We start from the raw sequence: 19193 nt of genomic DNA, 5'->3' as shown, positions 1-19193 counted from the left end.
TGGGCTGAGATTCGAGCTCGGGCTCGCAGGAGACACAGGCTGCACGGTGGTGAGTCAACCAGTTCAGCAATCAAGGCTGGCAACCACGCCTTGACCACTGAAGTTTGAATGATCTGAAAGATATAAGGAGACACATACCATGTATCGAACCAAGAGCGGTGAAGACATTTTCATCATCGATGGACATGTCCATCTGTGGGACGGCAGCAAGGCCAATCTGAAGAACGTGCATGGTCAGCAGTTCATCGATTGCTTTTATGCGTACCACTCGAACCTGAGTCCCAAGGAGTATCTGTGGCCGAAGGAGAAGTTCGACAACTACGGCCCGGAAGTCATGTATGACGACCTGTTCGTCAAGGGCTACGACGACATGGCGATCTGCCAGCCGACTTACCTGACGGACTTTTACAAGAACGGCTTCAACACGACCGAGAGAAATTATGAGATGAAGAAAAGGCATCCGGATCGTTTCATCGTCAACGGCGCCTTCGATCCGCGCGACGGCGAAGCCGGACTCGACTATCTGGACGAGTTGTCCGAGACATATGGCATCAAGGGCGTCAAGCTCTATACGGCAGAATGGCGCGGTGACAGCAAGGGCTACAAACTGTCGGACCCGGGTGCGCAAAAGTATCTCGAACGTTGCGGGAAACTGGGCATCAAGAACATCCATGTGCACAAGGGCCCGACGATTTTGCCGCTGAACCTCGATGCTTTCGACGTTGCCGATATCGACGACGCGGCGACCAACTTTCAGAATCTGAACTTTATCGTCGAGCACTGTGGTCTGCCGCGTCTGGACGATTTTTGCTGGATCGCTACCCAGGAGACGAACGTCTATGGCGGCCTGGCGGTCGTGCTGCCATTCATTCACTCGCGTCCGGAATACTTCGCGCATGTGATCTCGGAGTTGCTGTTCTGGATCGGCGAGGACAAGATACTCTACGGCAGCGATTACGGCATCTGGTCGCCCAAGTGGTTGATCGAGAAATTCATGGCCTTCGAATTGCCGGAATCCGTCAGCAAGGAAACCGGCGTGCAACTGTCGCTGACGGCGAAGAAAAAAATCCTCGGGCTCAACGCGGCACGGTTGTACGGCATCGATGTCGAGGCGCAGAAGAAGTTGCTGGGAGGTGTTCGGAAAGCGGCTGCGGTCGGGGCATGAAGACCCCCAAGACCCCCATGACCACCGCAAACGCAACGGCCGCCGTCGATCGCCCATCGACCCGAATCGCCGAGGTATGGGACCGGCTCGCGTCGGTCACCGATCCCGAACTCGACGAATCGGTGACCGGGTTGGGCTTCGTTACCCATGTGGAGGTGGACGCAGCCGGCGCTGTGCAGATCGGGTTCCGGTTGCCGACCTACTGGTGCGCCGCCAACTTCGCCTTCCTGATGGCCGACGACATGCGCGTTGCCGTCGCCGGCCTGCCGTGGGTGACGAACGTGGCCATCGAACTTGCCGACCATATGTATGCCGGCGAGATCAATCGCGGCGTGGCGGCCGGGCGCTCATTTCAGGACAGCTTTGGCGCGCAGGCCAGCGGCGAGCTCGATGGCATCCGCCGGACTTTCATGGTCAAGGCCTTTCAGCGGCGGCAGGAAGCGCTTCTGACCTCTCTGCTCGAACACGGCCATGAACCTGCGCGGCTGGTGCGCATGAGCGTGGCGGAACTCGCCGGCTTGCCGGGCGATTGCGCCAGCCGGCGGCTCGTGGAGCGCTACCTGGAGCGGCGCACCGTCGTCGCCAGCGGCGCCAATGCTGCGGCGCAGGCCAACGAAACCGCTTTCGTCGACGCTCGAGGGGCGTTGCTCGATGCGGACGGGCTTGGCGCTTACCTGCGTGCCTTGCGGCGGGTCGGCGTGAATGCGCAATTCAACAGTGCGCTGTGCCGCGGCTTGCTGGCGGCACGGTACGGCGACGCAGCCGCGCCGCAGGCCGGGATCGAGCCCGTGCACTTCGTGTCGGCGGGCGACTGGAAAGAGACCGTCGAGGCTACGCGATCGGGCAACGCATCGGCTTGAATCGTGGCAATCCATGATGTTCAAACCCAAGGAAGTGAACCATGCCGAATATCATGCTGCACGACGACGAGGCCCGCATGGCCCTCGGTCGCGGGGTCGCCAAACTGGCCAAAGCGGTGCGCGGCACGCTCGGCCCGCGCGGAATGAATGCGATCATCGACCGCCCGATTGGCACGCCGATCATCTCGCGCGATGGCGTCAGCATCGCCAACGAGATCGAGCTGGAAGACCCGTTCGAAAACATCGGCGCGCAGGTGCTGCGCGAAGTCTCGAAGCAGACCAATGAAGTCGCCGGCGACGGCACTACCACGGCCACCGTGCTGGCCGATGCGCTGGTCCAGGACGGCCTTGCCAGTCTCGTGGCCGGCGCCAACCCCGTCGAGCTGGTTCAGGGCCTGGAGATCGCGGTGCAAGAGGTGATCGCCGCGCTCAGGCGCGCAGCGACACCGCTGCGCGGGGGCAAAGAGGTGCGCGCGGTGGCCGTGGTCGCCGCCAATGACGAGGTCACCGGCGCGATAGTGGCCGAAGCGCTCGAGCGGGTGGGGCCCGATGGCATCGTCGATGTCGAATTCGGCACGACGGTCGAAACCCGTCTCGAAGTGGTCGACGGGATGGCGTTCGATCGCGGCTACCTCTCGCACCATATGGTCACGGACATCGAGAGAATGCAGGTGGTGCTGGACAACCCGCTGATCCTGATGACCGACCAGCGGCTGCAGTCGCCGGAAGAGGTGGCGGCGCTTCAGGCGCTGGCCGTGCACGGCAAACGCCCGCTGCTGATCATTGCGGAGGAGGTTGCCCCGGCCTGTGTCATGACCCTGCTTGCGTGGCGGGACAAGGGCGGGATGCCGGTGGCGGCGATTCATCCGCCGGAATACGGGCATTGGCGCAAGGCCATGCTCGAAGACATCGCCATCGTCACCGGCGGCCGGGTGATCGCCCGCGATCTGGGCGGCAAGCTCGAAGCCACGGAACTGCGCGATCTCGGCAGCGCGCGGCAAGTGCGTATCTCGTCGAACCAGACCATCATTACCGCTGGCGGCGGCGACCCGGCCGCCGTTGCCGCGCGCCGTCAGCAGGTCGCGCGCCAGTATGAGATGGCCCCGGAAAATGTCGAACGCGACAAATTTCAGGTGCGTATCGCCAAGTTGTCCGGCGGCACCGCGATGATCTTCGCCGGCGGCGCCACGCCAGTCGAACAAAAGCGCCGGCTGCACTTGATCGAGGATGCGATCAATGCGGCACGCGCGGCGATTGCCGAGGGTGTCGTGCCAGGTGGCGGAATGGCGCTGCTGCGCGTGTCGGACGAACTCGAAAGCGTGATTGCGCGGACCCAGGGCAGTGTCCAGCAGGGGGTCAGGCTGCTGCAGCGCGTGCTGACGAAACCGCTTTATCACATCGCGACCAATTGCGGTCTCGACGGCGCGGCGATCGTGTCCAGGGCGGTGCGCGCGAAACCGGGCCACGGTCTGGACGCGCGCACGGGCCAGTTCGTCAACCTGATGGAGGCGGGCATCATCGATCCGGTCAAGGTCAGTTACAGCGCAGTGCGCAACGCGGCTTCGGTTGCCGGCTTGATCCTGACCACCCAGACGCTGATTGCCAAAAAGCCGGAAACGATCGACCCGACCGCTGGCCCGGCGCTTGGCGCCGGCGCCGAATTGCTCGGGCGGAAATAGTGATGGCACAGCCGCCACAGCCATCACAGCCGCCACGATCGCCACGACCGATTTTGGAGTCCGGGGCCTGCTGAAAAAAAAGCCGCTTCCGGCGTTTTGCGGGCGGCCATCGATGCAAAGGGGGCCGTGGGCCAGCCCGCGCAGGGCAGGTTTCACGGTCAATGGCAACGAACGTATGGAAAGGATTGGCGCGCTGTCCAAAGGTTGCGAAGGTTCCATTCAGATCGGTCTTCGCAAACGGGATGCGCCCATATAAACGACGATGAGTATCGACGCAGCTCTCGCGGCGACGGTCCGGCACCTCGGTGCAATGTCCTTGATTCGCCTGCTCAAATTCGCATCGGGGTGGACAATCACACTCTCCGGTGTATTCATCATGATGATCGATGCGGGTGCGCTGACCGTTCAGTGGCTGCGCCGTGTCTTCAGTGCAATCAGCGGTGCAATGCCGTGAATGCCGTGAATATCATGAATATCGTGAATGCCAGGCCCGCCGGTAAACCGGGCACCACGGTCATTTTCATCGGCAGGGAGCGACAGCTTGGATGACTGCGTTCACAAGACGGTCGGATCGGCAGCGCGAACCGAGCGCACGGCGCTTGCGGTGAGGGCGGTGCTGGAAGGTCGCCGCCGTGGCGCGTCGATGCTATTGCCATTTGCCGGGCCTGCCGTGGTCGTCTCCGTTGCCTATATGGATCCGGGCAATCTCGCGACGAATATCCAGGCGGGCGCCCGGTACGGATATGCCTTGCTGTGGGTGGTGCTGTTGGCCAATGTCGTGGCGATGCTGTTTCAGTCGCTCTCGGCCAAGCTCGGCATCGTCACCGGGCGAAACCTCGCCGAGCTGTGCCGTGAACGGTTTTCCAGACCTGTCGCGCTGGCCATGTGGGTCGTCAGCGAAATCGCCGCGATGGCAACCGATCTGGCCGCATTTCTCGGCGGCGCCATCGGACTGTCGCTGCTGTTTCGCATGCCCTTGCTCGGCGGCATGGTGGTCACGGCGATCGTGACATATGGCCTGCTGTTGCTTGAGGACGCCGGTTTCCGCCCCCTTGAGCTGGCGATCGGGGCGCTCGTCGGCATCATTGGCTTGTCCTACCTTGCCGAGTTGTTCATTACGCCGATTGCCTGGTCGAGTGTTCTGGCCCATACGGTTTCCCCCCGATTTCCCGATGCAAATGCACTCCTGATTGCTGTCGGCATCGTCGGTGCGACGGTGATGCCGCATGCACTTTTTCTGCATTCGGGCTTGACGCAGCGGCGCACGCCCGCAAGAACCGAGCGCGAGCGGGCGGTATTGCTGAAATTCTCGAACATCGAGGTCGTCGTCGCGCTGGCCATCGCCGGTCTCATCAATATGGCGATGGTCATCATGGCCGCAGGTGCATTTCATCACGGGCATCCCGAGGTGGCGGAGATAGAAACCGCCTATCACACATTGGCGCCGTTATTGGGCATTGGGGCGGCAGGGGTTTTTCTGTTGTCGCTGATCGCTTCGGGCATATCGAGTTCCGTGGTCGGCACGATGGCCGGTCAAATAATCATGCAAGGGTTCGTGGAATTTCGCATTCCGTTATGGTTGCGCCGGGCCGTGACGATGGCGCCGAGTTTCGCCGTGGTGGCGCTCGGGGTCAATGTGACCCAGGCGCTCGTCCTCAGCCAGGTGGTATTGAGCCTCGCGCTGCCGCTGCCGATGGCCGCGCTGTTATGGTTTACCTGCAGCAGGGAGGTGATGGGAGCATACAAAAATCGCGTATTCATCGCCGTGATCGCCACGCTGGCGGCATGCGCCGTTCTGGCGTTCAATGCCGTGCTGATTCTGCAAACGTTCGGCGTCGATATTCCTGGCTTGCCAGGCTGAATGGGGCGATGCAGGCCTATATCGATCGGTAATCGCGCTGCCGGGTTCGGCCGGCGATCGGGCAAAAAACCGGAGCGCGACATACACATGCAGGTCACGCCGCAGCCGGCAGCAGCGCCGGTTCCGGGCTGGCCCGAGGAGAATGATGATGAGACAGCGGTTCGATGCCATGTCGGGTCTTGGCAATCAGACCATCATGGGCCGTATCGTGGCCAGGGCGCGGCGCGCGAACGCCTGTCATTCCGACCGGGCCACGATGCGCGCATGGGAGCGTTTTCTCTCGGGCGAGCCGCTGACGTCCACGCCTTCGGCCCTGATCGACTCCTGGCAACGCAGTCTGCAATCCGGCGTCAGTCCCACGGCGGAATCGGCACCGGTCGCGGTCCAAGGCGACGCGGTCGCGGCGCTGTGCTGGCGGCATCGGGAATTGCTGACGGCATCCGATCGCCTTTTCTCCGTGACCGCAGATCTGTTTGCGGATTCGCGGTCGATCCTGCTGCTGACCAACCAGGACGGCGTGATTCTCAAGGCGGCGGGGGACTTGCGCACGCTGGCGGCGGGCGAAAAAATTCATTTGACATCCGGCGGCGACTGGCGTGAAAACCGGGCCGGCACCAACGGCATCGGCACCACGCTGGCCACCGGCCAGCCCACCTATATCCACGGCGCGGAGCATTTCTGCGAAGGAATCAAATCGTGGAGTTGCGCCGCAGCGCCGATTTTCGAGCCCGGCACCGGCAAGATTCTCGGCGTGCTCGACATTTCCGGGCCGCCTTCCACCTATCAAATCAACAACCTCACCTTGGCGGTCACCGCCGCGCACCAGATTCAAATGGTGCTGGCCGAGCAGGCCACGCGTGAGCATGTGCGCCTGCTCAGCTTCTGCCTGCAGCGCCTGTCGTCGTCCGATGCCACCGGGATGGTGCTGATCGACCGGGCCGGGCGGCTCGTGCACACCACGAGCCGGGTGCCATTGCCGGTCGGCATTGGCGAGCGCTTGCCCGGCATGGATGAGGGCACCGCTGTCGAGGACTGGGCGCAACGCCTGCCCAAAGGCCTGCATGCCGATTGGTTCAGCCCGGTCGTGGTCGATGGCAGCACGATCGGCGCCATGCTGGTCGTCCCCATGCGCTCACGACCCATCAACGCCCGCCTCGCCGAGCGCAGCGACGAGGCCGATCCGCAGCGCAGCGGCTTCGCGCAGATACAGGGGCAAAGTGCGGCGATACTGGCCGCGATCAACCGGGGCCGGCAGCTTGCGCGCAAGCGCGTGCCGGTTCTGATCGAGGGCGAAACCGGGGTCGGCAAAGAGCTGTTCGCGCGCGCCATACATGGCGAGGAAGGGGGCGGCGGGCCGTTCGTCGCATACAACTGCGGGGCCGCGTCGAAAGAACTGATCGCCAGCGAATTGTTCGGCCATGTGCGCGGCGCGTTTACCGGGGCGACGGCCGAGGGCCGTCCAGGCCGCTTCGAACTGGCGCACGGCGGCACGCTGTGTCTGGACGAAATCGGTGAAATGCCGCTCGAACTACAGCCGGTGCTGCTGCGCGCACTGGAGGAGGGCATCGTTTACCGGCTGGGGGACACTCAGCCGCGGCGCGTCGATGTGCGCTTGCTGGCGATGACCAACCGCAATCTGCGCGAAGATGTCGGCTCGGGCCATTTCCGGCGCGATCTCTATTACCGCATCAGCGTGACGCGCATGCGGATTCCGCCGCTGCGCGAACGGGACATCGACATCGATCTCCTCGTCGCGTTTTTCAACCGGCGGCTGGCCCAGCGCCACGCGGTTCCCGAGCGACGGCTGAGCGCCGAGATCATGGCGGTGCTGCGCGCTTATTCCTGGCCCGGCAATGTCAGGGAGATACGCAACGTGATCGAAAATCTGCTGCTGACATCCAGCGCAGAGCTGGTCACGCTCGATGAACTGCCGGCCGAACTGCTCACGGGCACGGCCGCAGCCGTTGCGCCGCCGGTGCAGGAGCCATCGGGCCGGCTGGAGGAAACGGAACGTTTGGCCATCGTCCGGGCAGTGCAGGGCGCCCACGGCAATCTCGCCCAGGCCGCCCGTTCATTGGGGGTCTCGCGCAGCACGCTGTATCGCAAGCTGGAACTCTATCAACCGGGGGTCATCGCCAAACCGACGGGCGAATGAGGCCGGGACGGGCGGTTTTCCGGCCAGTGCTTGCGGCAAGAGCTTTCGGTCAGTGCTTTCGGTCAGAGCTTGCGGCCAGTGCTCCGTGACGGCTTCGCTGACGCGCATGACCGCGCCCCATCCCCGAGGGGCGGGCGCCCGGCCTGTGTGCCGACGATCCCGGGCGGCCCTCGATACCGCGATTCACGATCCCATCGCCTGCGTCGCATGCCACAGGTAGGTCACGGCAAATTCGCTGTGACCATGGGCGTGCTCCACCTCGGCCAGGCAGGCCAGCGCCACGGGGTCATTCGGCACCGCGTTCAGCACGGTTTCGGCCAGCAGGGTCAGCGCCTTCCAGTGGCGGCCGGTGATGGTGGCGCCTGCGGGCATGGCCGCCGTGCTGGCCCGGGCTTTGGCCACCAGCGCCTGCAAGCGCTGGTGCGCCTGCGCCAGGCTGATGCGCTGGCCCGGCCCCAGCCCCACCCCCGGCGCGGGGGGCTGGCGCCAGGCGTCGGGCAAGCCGGGCAGCCAATCGTCCAGGGCCTGCGCCTGGGCCTGGGCGTCATCCGGGTGCTTGGCCCGGGCCAGCCACAGCAGCCACATCGCGCGCAGGCCCTCGCCGAAATGGTGGTTGAAGAGGTCCTCGCGCATCAGCACCGAGCGCTCGACCTCGGCGCGCAATCCCAGGCGCAGGCGGTTCAGCGCCTGCCTGTCGGCGGCCAGCGCGCAGGCAATGCGCAGATAGTCGGCGGGCGTTGCGGCCAGCCATTCGGTGCGCCCCAGATAGCTCAGCAGGCCCAGGCCCATGCGGCTCTTGAAGCTCTGGCCGACCATCGAGACCACGGGCAGGCCCATCCACAGCGCGTCGAACGTGGTCGTGCCGCCGACCAGCGGAAAGGGGTCGAGCGCGATATCGATGCGGTGGTAGGTCAGGTACTGGTTGTCGCCCTGCTGCGCCACCAGTTCCAGCCGCTCGGGGTCCAGCCCCAGGCCCTGGCAGCGCTGGCGGTAGGCGCCGGCGAAGTCCGGGCCATCGAGGTTCTTGCCCTCGATCAGCAGGCGCGCGTCCGGCAGCGCTTGCAGCAACTGGCCCCACAGCGCCAGCACTTCGTCGCCGAGCTTGCCCAGGTTGTTGCAGCAGCCAAAGGTGATGTGGCCCTTGTCCAGCGCCGGCGTGGGCTGCACCTGGTAGCGCGGCTGGTAGCGCCAAAGGGGGTGTCGGCTCATCGGGCGGTAGCAGGCAAACAGCGTCGGCAGGCGGTACAACTGCTCGGTGTAATGCGCCTGGGCCTCGGGCGGGTCGGTGATCTCGTCGCTGAGCTTGTAATCCACGGCCTGCAGCCCGGTCGTCGCCGGAAACCCGAGCCACGACACCTGCACCGGAGCCGCCTTGTGGGCCATGGCCTGCAAGCCGTTGTAGCCGGTGTGCCCGGCCAGGTCGATCAGGATGTCGATGCGCTGCGCCCGAATCGCCTGCGCCTGCTGCTCGGCGCCCAGCCCCGCCAGGCGCACGAAGCGATCGGCATGGCGCCGCACCCGTTCGGTCACCGGGTCGTCGCGCGGGAACAGATAAAAGGCAAAGACCTCGAACTGGCGCCGGTCCAACTGCGCCAGCAAGCCCTCGACGAAGTACATCACCGAGTGCGTGCGGAAATCAGGCGACAAAAACCCGACGCGCAGCCGGCGCCATGGCGCGCCTTGGTGCTCGGCAAAGCCGGGCCAGTGCGGTTTCAGCGGCGGCTCGACGACCGCCGCATAGTCGCGCGCGGCCTGCGCCAGGCTGGCGGCGTCGGCCTGCGGGTCGGCCAGCATGAACAGCAGCCGGTTGGTGTGGTTCGACAGATCCCCGGGCGTCAGCGCAATGGCTTGCAGACAGTCCTGCACCGCCTGCCGGACCTGCCCCAGCTCGCGGCCATGGATTGCTTTCTGGGTCAGCGCGGCCGATTTTTCGCCCGGCTCCGTGGCCAGCGCAGCGGCTCGTTCGGCCGCTTGCAAACCCCTTTCGTGCAGCGTCAGCAAATAGCAGCATTGCGACAGTTGGAGCCAGCACACCGCCTTGTCAGGCCGCAGCGCGCAGACCTGCTCCAGAACCGGCAGCGCCTGCGCAGTGTGCGCATGCTTGAGCAACATGCTGGCGTAGTTGATCAGCAGCTCGGCATCGTTGGGCCACAGCAGCGCGCCGCGGCGGTAGACCTGCCCGCACGCGGCAGTCTTGCCCAGGCGTTCCAGCGCATGGCCGAGCAGCCGCGTGGCCGGCAGGTCACGCGGGTTTTTGCGCAACGCCCGCTGGCACAGGCGCGCCAGCAAGGGCCAATCGGCGCTTTGCAGCGCGTGCTGGAACCGGCCATCGACCGTGGCGCCGGGGGCCGGGTGGCTGTCTTGCACGCTGCGTCCTTGGCCGGGCCGCCGTTCGGGGCGTTGTACGGGGCGTTGTACGGGGTACTGTGCGGGGCACGGCTCGGGGCACGGCTACTGCAACAGCTTGAGCACGCCTTGCGGAATCTGGTTCGCCTGGGCCACCATCGCGGTGCCGGCCTGTTGCAGGATTTGGGCGCGCGACAGGTTCGCCGTCTCGGTGGCGAAGTCGGCGTCGAGGATGCGCGAGCGCGATGCCGACAGGTTTTCCGAGGTGATGTTCAGCGAGGCGATGGTGCTCTCGAAGCGCGACTGCAACGCGCCGAGCTTGGCGCGCTCGCCATTGATGAACGACAGCGCAGAGTCCACGGTCTTGAGGGCCTCGGTCGCATTTTTGAATGTCGTCACATCCAGGCCGGCCACTTCTTGCAGCGAGGAGGCGGAGTCGGCGGGAGCCGTGGTGTTGAAAGCGTTCGTGGTGGTGACGGTCGTGGAAAAGGGCTTGTTCGCATCGAGCACCACATACCCGCTGACGGTGGCATTGCCAACGCCGGCGGCGGCCGCCAAGGCGCCCGCGCTGCCTGCGGGCAGGCCATCGGCGTTTTGCTTTTGGACAGTGATCGTGCCCGCATTGCCGCTGTCACTGGCGCTTTTGTACAGGCCGATGTCCTGCCCCGTGGTGTTGGTCAGCACGATGCCGGTGGCGCCCGGGTTCAGCGCGGCGGTGACCCCGGTCTTGGCCGATTGCTCATTGATCGCGGCAATCGCGTTCGACAAGCCGTCGATCGTACCGGTCGCCGTCACATGGAACGCCATCGGCTGCCCGAGCGCGGGCGGGTTCGGGCGGTTTTCGCTGCGCAACTGGAAGGTGTAAGCGCCGGGCGCAGAAAAGGACAACTGCACCTCGGTGCGCGCCGAGGCCGTGACGCCGGTATCGGCGGTTTTCAGGTTGATGGCGTCGGCCATGGCCTTGGCCGTGTGGTTCGCCTCGATGCCGATGCTGGCCGAGCCGAGCGCGCCGCTGATGGCCAATGCCCCGGTGCCGACACCGTTGCTCCCCCAGGCGGCATCGGCGCCCATGTTGGCATCGGCGCCGGCGCCATTGGCCGCCGTGTTTTGGTTGTTGCCATACACGCCGGTGCGCAGATTGGCCGTGGCCGCGACGATGGTCTGGTTGGCATTGGCGCCCACCTGGAACTGCTGCGTGCCAAAGCTGCCGTCGAGCAATTTGGCGCCGTTGAATTCAGTGGTTTGCGCAATGCGATCGAGCTCGCTGACCAACTGGCCCACTTCCTGGTTCAGCGCCTGGCGGTCGCCGGGGCTGTTGGACGCATTGGCCGACTGCACCGCCAACTCGCGCACCCGCTGCAAGATGTCGCTGGCCGACTTCATCGCCCCTTCGGTGACCTGGGCCAGCGAGATGCCGTCATTGGCGTTGCGCGCCGCCTGGTCCAGGCCGCGAATCTGGCTCGTAAAGCGCTCGGAAATCGCCAGCCCCGCCGCATCGTCCTTGGCGCTGTTGATGCGCAGGCCCGAGGACAGGCGCTGTATCGAGGTGTTCAGCGACGACTGGCTCAGGCCCAGATTGCGCTGTGCGGTCAGCGACGCAATATTGGTGTTGATCGTGGCAGCCATGGCAGATGCTCCTTGAGCCGGACAGGGGTGACGGGCATTGTCGGCAGTGCCGCCTGGCTGCGTTGGCGCAATGAACCGCACCAAGACCGCGCTGTTTGCGGCTTGCCGCCGGGCGGCTACGCTACTGCGCCGCAGCGCCGCAGCGCCGGCCATCGGTCCCGAAGTCCCTCAAGTTTCCCGGGCCGGGGTCGAAAACATCGGCAACGGAAGGCGCAGGCCATCCGCCATCCGACAGGCCGCTTTTTTGCAGGAGATTCGCCATGGCATCGATCATCAACACCAACATTGCATCGCTGACCGCACAGCGCAACCTGGGCCTGAGCCAGTCGTCGCTGAACACCTCGATACAGCGGCTGTCCTCGGGCCTGCGCATCAACAGCGCCAAGGACGATGCGGCGGGGCTGGCGATTTCCGAGCGCTTCAGCAGCCAGATTCGCGGCCTGAACCAGGCGGTGCGCAACGCCAACGACGGCATCTCGCTGGCGCAAACCACCGAAGGCGCGCTCAAGTCCTCGGGGGACATCCTGCAACGGGTGCGCGAACTGGCCGTGCAGTCGGCCAACGCAACCAACAGCTCGAGCGACCGCCAGGCGCTGCAAGCCGAGGTCAGCCAACTGGTCAGCGAGCTCGATCGCATTGCGCAAACCACCGAATTCAATGGCGCCAAGCTGATCGATGGCAGCTTTGGCACACAGCCGTTCCAGGTGGGCGCCAATGCCAACCAGACCATTGTCGCGGCCACGGCCAATCTGCGCACCAGCAGGTATGGCAACAACCAAAATACGTCGTCCAATGGTGCCGGAGTTTCTGCGGCCACTGCCGCTTGGGGGACCAATGGCGTGACCACTGGCACATTGGCCATCAACGGCGCACTGGGTTCGGCCAACATCGTCGTCACTGACAACGCCACGGCCAAGGCCACCACCGACATGATCAATCTGCAGACCGCCAATACCGGCGTCACGGCCTCGGCGCGCACCGAGGTGGAACTGGGGTTCGGAGCGGTCGGGGCCTACACCCTTCAACTGCGCTCGGACAATACCCCGTCGGGGGCAGCGCTGGGGCAGGCCATTTCTTTCTCGGTGGCGAATACCGCGACCGCCGACGGCTTGTCGAATGCGGTGTCGGCGATCAATGAGCAGACCTCGAAAACCGGGGTCACCGCCGCGCTGAATGCGTCCAACAATCGAGTGGTCTTGACCAATGCCACAGGACAGGACATTGGTCTGTATAGAGCCGAGACTGACGCAACCAATGTAGGCGTGATCACTGTCCAGAAACTGCAAGCCGATGGATCGGCCGTTGGCGCCGCAGCAACCATAACCACCGACACTGCGGCCCAAAGTGCGACCGTCAGTGGTTACGTGGTGCTCGATTCCGACAAGTCCTTCTCCACTACCGCCACCACCACGAACGCTTTCAACACGACTGCCGCCCCGGCCTCCTCTCTGCGAGAAGTTGCCGGTCTGGATGTGACGACTTTCAAAAAAGCGACCGAGGCCCTGAAAACCGTGGATGCCGGGCTGGCTTTCATCAACAGCCAGCGGGCCAAGCTCGGCGCGTTGCAGTCGCGCTTTGAAACCTCGATCGACAACCTGCAGGTGACCTCGGAAAACCTGTCGGCATCGCGCTCGCGCATCCTCGACGCCGACTTCGCCGCCGAAACCGCCAACCTGTCGCGCGCCCAAATCCTGCAACAGGCCGGCACCGCGATGGTGGCCCAGGCGAACCAGTTGCCCCAAAGCGTTCTGGCCCTGCTGCGCTGAATCCCGGGGCCGGCAAAGCCCGATGAGACGGGTTTTCCGGCCTGCCGGCGCCGTTTGCTCAGCGCCATCGGACGCCACAATGCCCGTCGAACCTGGAGGTTGGGTATGGCCACCATTTCATCGCCCGGCATCGGCAGCAGCGGCCTGGATGTCAAGAACATCATCTCCCAGTTGGTGGCGCTGGAAAGAAAGCCGCTGGATGCGCTCAAGCAGCAAGCGACCACGGTCAATACCAAAATCTCTGCGTTTGGCCAGCTCAAATCGCTGGTCGCCACGCTCGACGACAGCACCCGCGCATTGGCCAGCGTCACGGGCTGGAACAGCGTCAGCACCGCATCGTCGGACAGCAAATATGTCTCGGCCACGGCGCCGGGCGGCACCTTGCCGACCCGCTTCGACGTCGAGGTGCAAAGCCTGGCCAAGGCGCAGGCCACGGCCTCCGGGACGCTGCTGCCGGTCGGCGCTGCGCTGCGCGCCGGCACATTGCGCCTGGAACTGGGCCAATGGAGCGTGGCCCCCCATTCCTTCATCCCGGCCAGCGGCCAGCCCGTGGACATCCGCATCAGCGCCGGCGACAAGCTCGTCGATGTCGCCAGCAAGATCAATGGCGCCGGCGCCGCAGTGAGCGCCGCCGTTTTGTCCGACCCCTCGGGCGAGCGCCTGCTGCTGCGCAGCCAGAACACCGGCCAGGCAGCGGGCTTTCGCCTGAGCGTGCTGCCGCAGGGCGCGGCCTCCGGCGGCGCCGACGGCGCTGCGGCCGATACGGCGGCGCTCGACCTGTCGAGCCTGGCGACGGACAGCAGCACGGTGACACAGGCGGCGGCCGATGCGCAGGCCACGGTCAACGGCATTGCGGTGACATCGGCGAGCAATACCTTTGCCAGCACCGTCTCCGGCGTGGGCTTTCAGGCCCTGCAAGTGACCCAGGCCCCGGTGGAAATCTCCGTCAGCAAGGACGATTCGGCCACCGTGGCGCGTATCGGCGACTTCGTCAAAGCCTACAACGCGATCAACGATCTGCTGCAAGACGCCACCAAGTACGACGCCAAGACCCGGACGGCCGGCTTGCTGCAGGGCGATGCGACGGCGCTGGCGCTGCAAAACTCGCTGCTCCGTGTGCTGCGATCGGTCAGCACCAGCGGCGGCGCGTTCCAGCGCCTGGCCGATGTCGGCATCACGCAGCAGCTCGGCGGCGGCCTGAGCGTCGATACCGGCCGGCTGAACCGGGCGCTGGCCGAAAGACCGGGCGATGTGAAAAACCTGCTGAGCAGCACCGGCGGCGGTTCGGCCAACGGCATTGCCGTGCAGATGAAGGCGCTGACCAGCGCGCTGCTGTCGGGCACCGGCTTCTTCCAGTCCAAGTACGACACGCTACAGCAAAGCCTGGCGCGCAACAGCCGGGACCAGGCGCAGGTGAACGCGGCGGCGGACGCCTTCGAGCAACGGATCACGCAGCGCTACAACGCGCTCGACACCCAACTGAGCAGCCTGAATGGCTTGAACGCCTATATCTCGCAACAGGTTGCCATCTGGAACAAGCCGCCGCCCCGTTGAGGCCGGCCGGCGCACTGCTAGTGCCGCGTCACCGATCAGATGTCGTAGGCTGCGCGCAGCCATCGGAGCGCAGCGCAAGGCGCATCGCGCAGCCCATACCGAGCTGTATTGGCAAGCGATGCAACGCCGCGATGCGCTTCGATGGCCAGCGCAGACCGACAGATGATCGGTGACGCGACGCTAGGCAGCGCTGGCGCGATCGACGGTGCCAAGACAGGTCACGGTTCGGGCGAGTGGGCAAACAAATAGCGCGAGAGAGGGACTGGGACAGAGCAATGGCGCAAGAGCAGGAGAGTGGGACAGCGGGATGGCCCGCGAACCCACCGAACCCCCCCATCGTTGCCCAACGGCCGTGTTTTTCAGTGCGCGGCCTGGGGGGGCATGTATGGCAACTATCAAAATACTGCGGCCAATGGTTCCGGCGCTGCGGCGAACGCTGCCGGCTGGGGGAGCAATGGCGTGACCGCTGGCATATCGACTGTCAACGGCGCACTGGGCACGGGCAATTTCACCATCGGCCGCGGGAGCACGGCCCATGCGATGGCCGACCTGATCCATCGGGAAAGCGCCAATACCGGCGTCACGGCCTCGGCGCGCACCGAAGTGCAACTGCAGTTCACAGTGGCCGGGGCCTACACCTTTCAACTGCGCTCGGACAATGCTCCATCGGGGGCAGCGCTGGGGTAGGCCATTCTGCAAGCCGATGGCCCGTTCGTTGGCAACGCAGCCGTTTTGACCATTATTTCTGGCGTCAGCATCGATGCTGTCGGCAATGCGAGCGTCAGTGGTTGCGTGGTGCTCGATGCCGACAAGTCCTTCTCCACTGTCGTCACCACCACGAACGCTTCCGACGCCACGGCTTCCGCCGACTCAGCCTCCTCCCTGCAAGAAGTTGCCGGTCTGGAGGTAACGACTTTCAAAAAAGCGACCGAGGCACTGAAAACCGTGGATGCCGGGCTGGCCTTTATCAACAACCAGCGGGCCACGCTCGGCGCGTTGCAGTCGCGCTTTGAAAACTTTGATCGACAACTTGCAGGTGATCTCGGAAAACCTGTCGGCATCGCGCTCGCGCATCCTCGATACCGACTTTGCCGCCGAAACTGCGAATCTGGCGCGCAGCCAAATCCTGCAACAGGCCGGCGCCGCGATGGTGGCCCAGGCGAACCAGTTGCACCAAGGCGTTCTGGCCCTGCTGCGCTGAATCGTCAGGCCGCAAAGCCCGATCGGGCGGGCCATGACAACGCGCTCGATATCCCCATGGAGCCGTTTCAGCCTTCATACCGGGTGCTAAGATGGCTCCAGCAGGAGGATTGGACATGGCAAGTATCCCATTCGATACCTTGAAATTCGTCAAAACCCTGGAGGCTGCCGGCGTTCCTGCGCCACAGGCCGAGGCTTTCTCGGCGGCCGTGCGCGATTCGCATGAATTCTCAGACGTGGCAACCAAGCGCGATATCGATGATTTGCGCAAGGAAATGGAAGCCAGGTTTGAAAAAATGGCAGCCAGATTTGAAGAAATGGAGCTGCGCCTGACCATCAAACTGGGCACCATCGTCGTAGTCGCCTTGGGTGCATTCACGGCGCTATCGAAATTCCATTTTTGAATCATTCGTGAAAGCGAAGGCGGAACGCAGACAGTACATGACAACGCGCTCGATATCCCCACGGAGCCGTTTCAGCCTTCATACCGGGTGCTGAAATGGCGCCAGCAGGAGAATAGGATATGGCAAATATCCCATTCGACACCTTGAAATTCGTCAAAACCCTGGAAGTTGCCGGCGTTCCTGCGCCACAGGCCGAGGCTTTCTCGGCGGCCGTGCGCGATGCGCATGAATTCGTAGACGTGGCAACCAAGCGCGACATCGATGACTTGCGCAAGGAAATGGAAACCAGGTTTGAAAAAATGACAGCCAGATTTGAAGAAATGGAGCTGCGCCTGAGCATCAAACTGGGCACCATCGTCGTCGTCGCCTTGGGCGCATTCATGGCGCTATCGAAATGGGCAGCCTGAGCTTTTTCTGGCAATGATTCCATTCCTGAACCATCCGTGCCCTTTGTCGGCGTCGCTTGCCGTGCATCGGTACTGCCTGCGCTCCGCCTTCGCGTTCCCGAACGATTGGGAAATGGAATGAGAAGAATGAGGCCGCAGGCTATGTCTAACGAGACGCGCCGAGCCGCACCAACCAATGGCGGCAAACTGCGCTTGGCGCGCATTGCCGCCGATGCCGGCGGCCTCGTTTGGCCACTTCATGTGGAACCAACCGCCCGGGGGGCGCGCACTCCGGGCGGTTGGCGGGCGCTGGCTCAAGCGGTCTGCGGCACCGGACTCATGCCATAGACCGGCGTCGGCAGGTTTTCCATGCGGGCCTTGAGCTGCAACGCCAGGAATTGTGAATAGTGGCGCGACAGGTGCAGGTTGCCGCCATGCAGCCACAGGCCGGGTTGCCGGGTCGGCTTCCACATGTTGCGCAGTTCGCCTTCCCAGGGGCCGGGGTCTTTGGTGGTGCCCGAGCCCAGGCCCCAGCACAGTCCGACCTTGTCGGCCACTTGCTGCGAGATCAACTGGGCGATCCAGCCATCCATCGAGCCGTAGCCCGTGGCATAGACGATCAGATCGGCCGGCAACTCGGTGCCGTCGCTAAAGAGCACCGAATGCTCCTTGATTTCTTTGACGGTGACGCCGCTTTTCAATTTGATCTTGCCTGTGGCGACCAACTCCGAGGCGCCGACATCGATGTAGTAGCCGCCGCCACGGCGCACGGCTTTCATGAACACGCCGGAGTCGTCCTCGCCGAAGTCGAGCTTGAAGCCGACCTTTTTCAGCCGTTCGTACAGGTCGGCATCGCGCCGCGCCATCTCCTGATAGACCGGCACTTGCAGGGCCGGCAGGACTTTGTAGGGCAGCGAGGCAAAAATCAGGTCGGCCTTGTCGGTGCTGATGCCGTTGCTGAGCGCGCGCTCGGAGTACAGGTCGCCCAGGCCCAGTTCCATCAGTGTTTCGGATTTGGCGACCAGGGTCGAGGAGCGCTGCACCATGGTGACGTTGGCGCCATGCTCCCACAGGTCGGCGCTGATGTCATGGGCCGAGTTGTTGGAGCCGATGACGATGCAGTCCTTGCCGGCATAGCCATCGCCGCCGGGATGGCGGCTGGAGTGGTGCTGCACGCCCTTGAAGCGCTCGGCGCCCGGGAAGCGGACCAGGTTCGGAAACGAGGCGATGCCGGTGGCCAGCACCAGTTGCGTGGGCCGCAGCGTGACCGGCTGGCCTGCGCGTTCGACGTTGACGGTCCATTGCCCTGCGGCCTCGTCGTACTGCGCGCTTTTGCATTCGGTCGAGGCCCAGTAATTGATCTCCATGACCTTGGTGTACATCTCCAGCCAGTCGCCGATCTTGTCCTTGGGCGCAAACACCGGCCAGTCGTCGGGGAAGGGCAGGTAGGGCAGATGGTCGTACCAGACCGGGTCATGCAGGCACAGCGACTTGTAGCGGTTGCGCCAGGAATCGCCGGCGCGGGCCTGCCTTTCGATGACGATGGTCGGGACATCGAGGCGGCGCAACCGGGCGGCCAGCGCAATGCCGCATTGGCCGCCGCCGATGATCAGGCAGTAGGGCTGCCGGCTGTAGCCCAGGGTGGCTTCTTCCTCGGTTTTGTGGTCGAGCCAGTTTTTGCGCCCGCGCACGACGCCATGGACGGTGCCCAGCGCCCGCGCCGGCCCTTTGCGCTCCGGGAAGTCTTTGAGCTCGGCCATGGTGGTCAGCAGGGTCCAGCATTTGTCGCCCTTGAGCCGCAACTGGCCCAGGCCCCGGGCGGTGGCGGTCTCGAAAGTGAACCAGGCTTCGGTCAGGCCATTGGCCTGGCTGGCTTCGCCCTCCAGGCGCCAGTTCGACGGCTGCACGCCGGCGAGCACGGTGCCGAGCATGTCGGCGATGGCGGCCTGGCCTTCGCAGGTCTTGATGTTCCAGGTGAATGCGACCAGATCGCGCCAGTAGCTGTCGGCGTCGAACATGGCGGCGGCTTGGGCGACATCGCCTTTTGCCAGCGCCTGCTCAAAGGCTGTGAGCCAGTGGCTCACTTGCTGTGTCGGTGACAGATCGATCATGGGTATGCCTCTTCAATGGGGGGTGGATCGTGATGGCCCGACACAGCGGTGGACATGGGTTCATGTCCGCTGACCGGAAC

General features: G+C 64.3%; 13 protein-coding genes and 2 pseudogenes. 12 read left to right on the top strand and 3 right to left on the bottom strand.

From position 1 onward, the window contains the following. Positions 1 to 139 precede the first annotated feature (139 nt). The 6 genes from VEIS_RS21315 (at position 140) to VEIS_RS21290 (ending at position 7720) form a co-directional block, all read left to right on the top strand. Positions 140 to 1165: an amidohydrolase family protein gene (locus VEIS_RS21315; RefSeq protein ID WP_011812093.1), complete on the top strand. Its 1026-nt coding sequence runs from the start codon at positions 140 to 142 to the stop codon at positions 1163 to 1165. A 17-nt stretch (positions 1166 to 1182) separates the two neighbouring features. Continuing rightward, positions 1183 to 2025, top strand: coding sequence for a metal-sulfur cluster assembly factor (locus VEIS_RS21310; RefSeq protein ID WP_049774104.1), 843 nt, complete (start codon positions 1183 to 1185; stop codon positions 2023 to 2025). A 41-nt stretch (positions 2026 to 2066) separates the two neighbouring features. Next, positions 2067 to 3704: a molecular chaperone GroEL gene (groEL, locus tag VEIS_RS21305; RefSeq protein WP_011812091.1), complete on the top strand. Its 1638-nt coding sequence runs from the start codon at positions 2067 to 2069 to the stop codon at positions 3702 to 3704. 262 nt (positions 3705 to 3966) lie between these two features. Next, positions 3967 to 4158, top strand: coding sequence for a hypothetical protein (locus VEIS_RS21300; RefSeq protein WP_041950255.1), 192 nt, complete (start codon positions 3967 to 3969; stop codon positions 4156 to 4158). 87 nt (positions 4159 to 4245) lie between these two features. Further along, complete coding sequence (locus tag VEIS_RS21295; RefSeq protein ID WP_011812089.1) at positions 4246 to 5565, top strand: Nramp family divalent metal transporter; 1320 nt, start codon at positions 4246 to 4248, stop codon at positions 5563 to 5565. A gap of 148 nt (positions 5566 to 5713) precedes the next feature. Further along, positions 5714 to 7720 carry a sigma-54-dependent Fis family transcriptional regulator gene (locus VEIS_RS21290; RefSeq protein ID WP_232287772.1) on the top strand — a complete coding sequence of 669 codons (2007 nt, stop codon included), beginning with the start codon at positions 5714 to 5716 and terminating at the stop codon, positions 7718 to 7720. Positions 7721 to 7903: 183 nt separating this feature from the next. On the opposite strand, the gene VEIS_RS21285 is transcribed toward VEIS_RS21290, so the two are convergent. Both VEIS_RS21285 and VEIS_RS21280 read right to left on the bottom strand, forming a co-directional pair. Then, positions 7904 to 10087, bottom strand: a complete 2184-nt coding sequence (locus VEIS_RS21285) for an O-linked N-acetylglucosamine transferase, SPINDLY family protein (protein ID WP_011812087.1) — start codon at positions 10085 to 10087, stop codon at positions 7904 to 7906. Positions 10088 to 10171: 84 nt separating this feature from the next. Next, complete coding sequence (locus VEIS_RS21280) at positions 10172 to 11692, bottom strand: flagellin N-terminal helical domain-containing protein (protein ID WP_011812086.1); 1521 nt, start codon at positions 11690 to 11692, stop codon at positions 10172 to 10174. A 260-nt stretch (positions 11693 to 11952) separates the two neighbouring features. Between VEIS_RS21280 and VEIS_RS21275 the strand changes: the two genes are divergently transcribed. The 6 genes and pseudogenes from VEIS_RS21275 to VEIS_RS21250 all read left to right on the top strand — a co-directional run bounded on the left by VEIS_RS21275 (position 11953) and on the right by VEIS_RS21250 (position 17023). Further along, positions 11953 to 13458, top strand: coding sequence for a flagellin N-terminal helical domain-containing protein (locus VEIS_RS21275; protein WP_011812085.1), 1506 nt, complete (start codon positions 11953 to 11955; stop codon positions 13456 to 13458). Between the two features lie 105 nt (positions 13459 to 13563). Further along, entirely contained in the window at positions 13564 to 15012 is a 1449-nt protein-coding gene (gene fliD, locus VEIS_RS21270) for a flagellar filament capping protein FliD (RefSeq protein WP_011812084.1), read from the top strand. A gap of 14 nt (positions 15013 to 15026) precedes the next feature. Next, positions 15027 to 15195: pseudogene (locus VEIS_RS31385) on the top strand (diaminopimelate epimerase); the annotation flags it as partial. Between the two features lie 198 nt (positions 15196 to 15393). Next, positions 15394 to 16213: pseudogene (locus tag VEIS_RS31745) on the top strand (flagellin); the annotation flags it as partial. A gap of 139 nt (positions 16214 to 16352) precedes the next feature. Beyond that, a complete protein-coding gene (locus tag VEIS_RS21255; RefSeq protein ID WP_232287771.1) occupies positions 16353 to 16616 on the top strand; it encodes a DUF1640 domain-containing protein in 264 nt (87 codons plus the stop codon). A gap of 119 nt (positions 16617 to 16735) precedes the next feature. After that, on the top strand, positions 16736 to 17023 hold the full coding sequence (locus VEIS_RS21250; RefSeq protein WP_011812080.1) for a CCDC90 family protein: 288 nt from the start codon (positions 16736 to 16738) through the stop codon (positions 17021 to 17023). A 293-nt stretch (positions 17024 to 17316) separates the two neighbouring features. On the opposite strand, the gene VEIS_RS21245 is transcribed toward VEIS_RS21250, so the two are convergent. Further along, positions 17317 to 19113, bottom strand: a complete 1797-nt coding sequence (locus VEIS_RS21245) for an NAD(P)/FAD-dependent oxidoreductase (RefSeq protein ID WP_011812079.1) — start codon at positions 19111 to 19113, stop codon at positions 17317 to 17319. Positions 19114 to 19193 lie beyond the last annotated feature (80 nt).

It is taken from the genome of Verminephrobacter eiseniae EF01-2, assembly GCF_000015565.1.
GTDB classification, from domain to species: Bacteria; Pseudomonadota; Gammaproteobacteria; order Burkholderiales; family Burkholderiaceae_C; genus Acidovorax; species Acidovorax eiseniae.
Note: the sequence above shows the minus strand (reverse complement) of the source record. Positions and strands in the feature narration are given on the sequence as shown.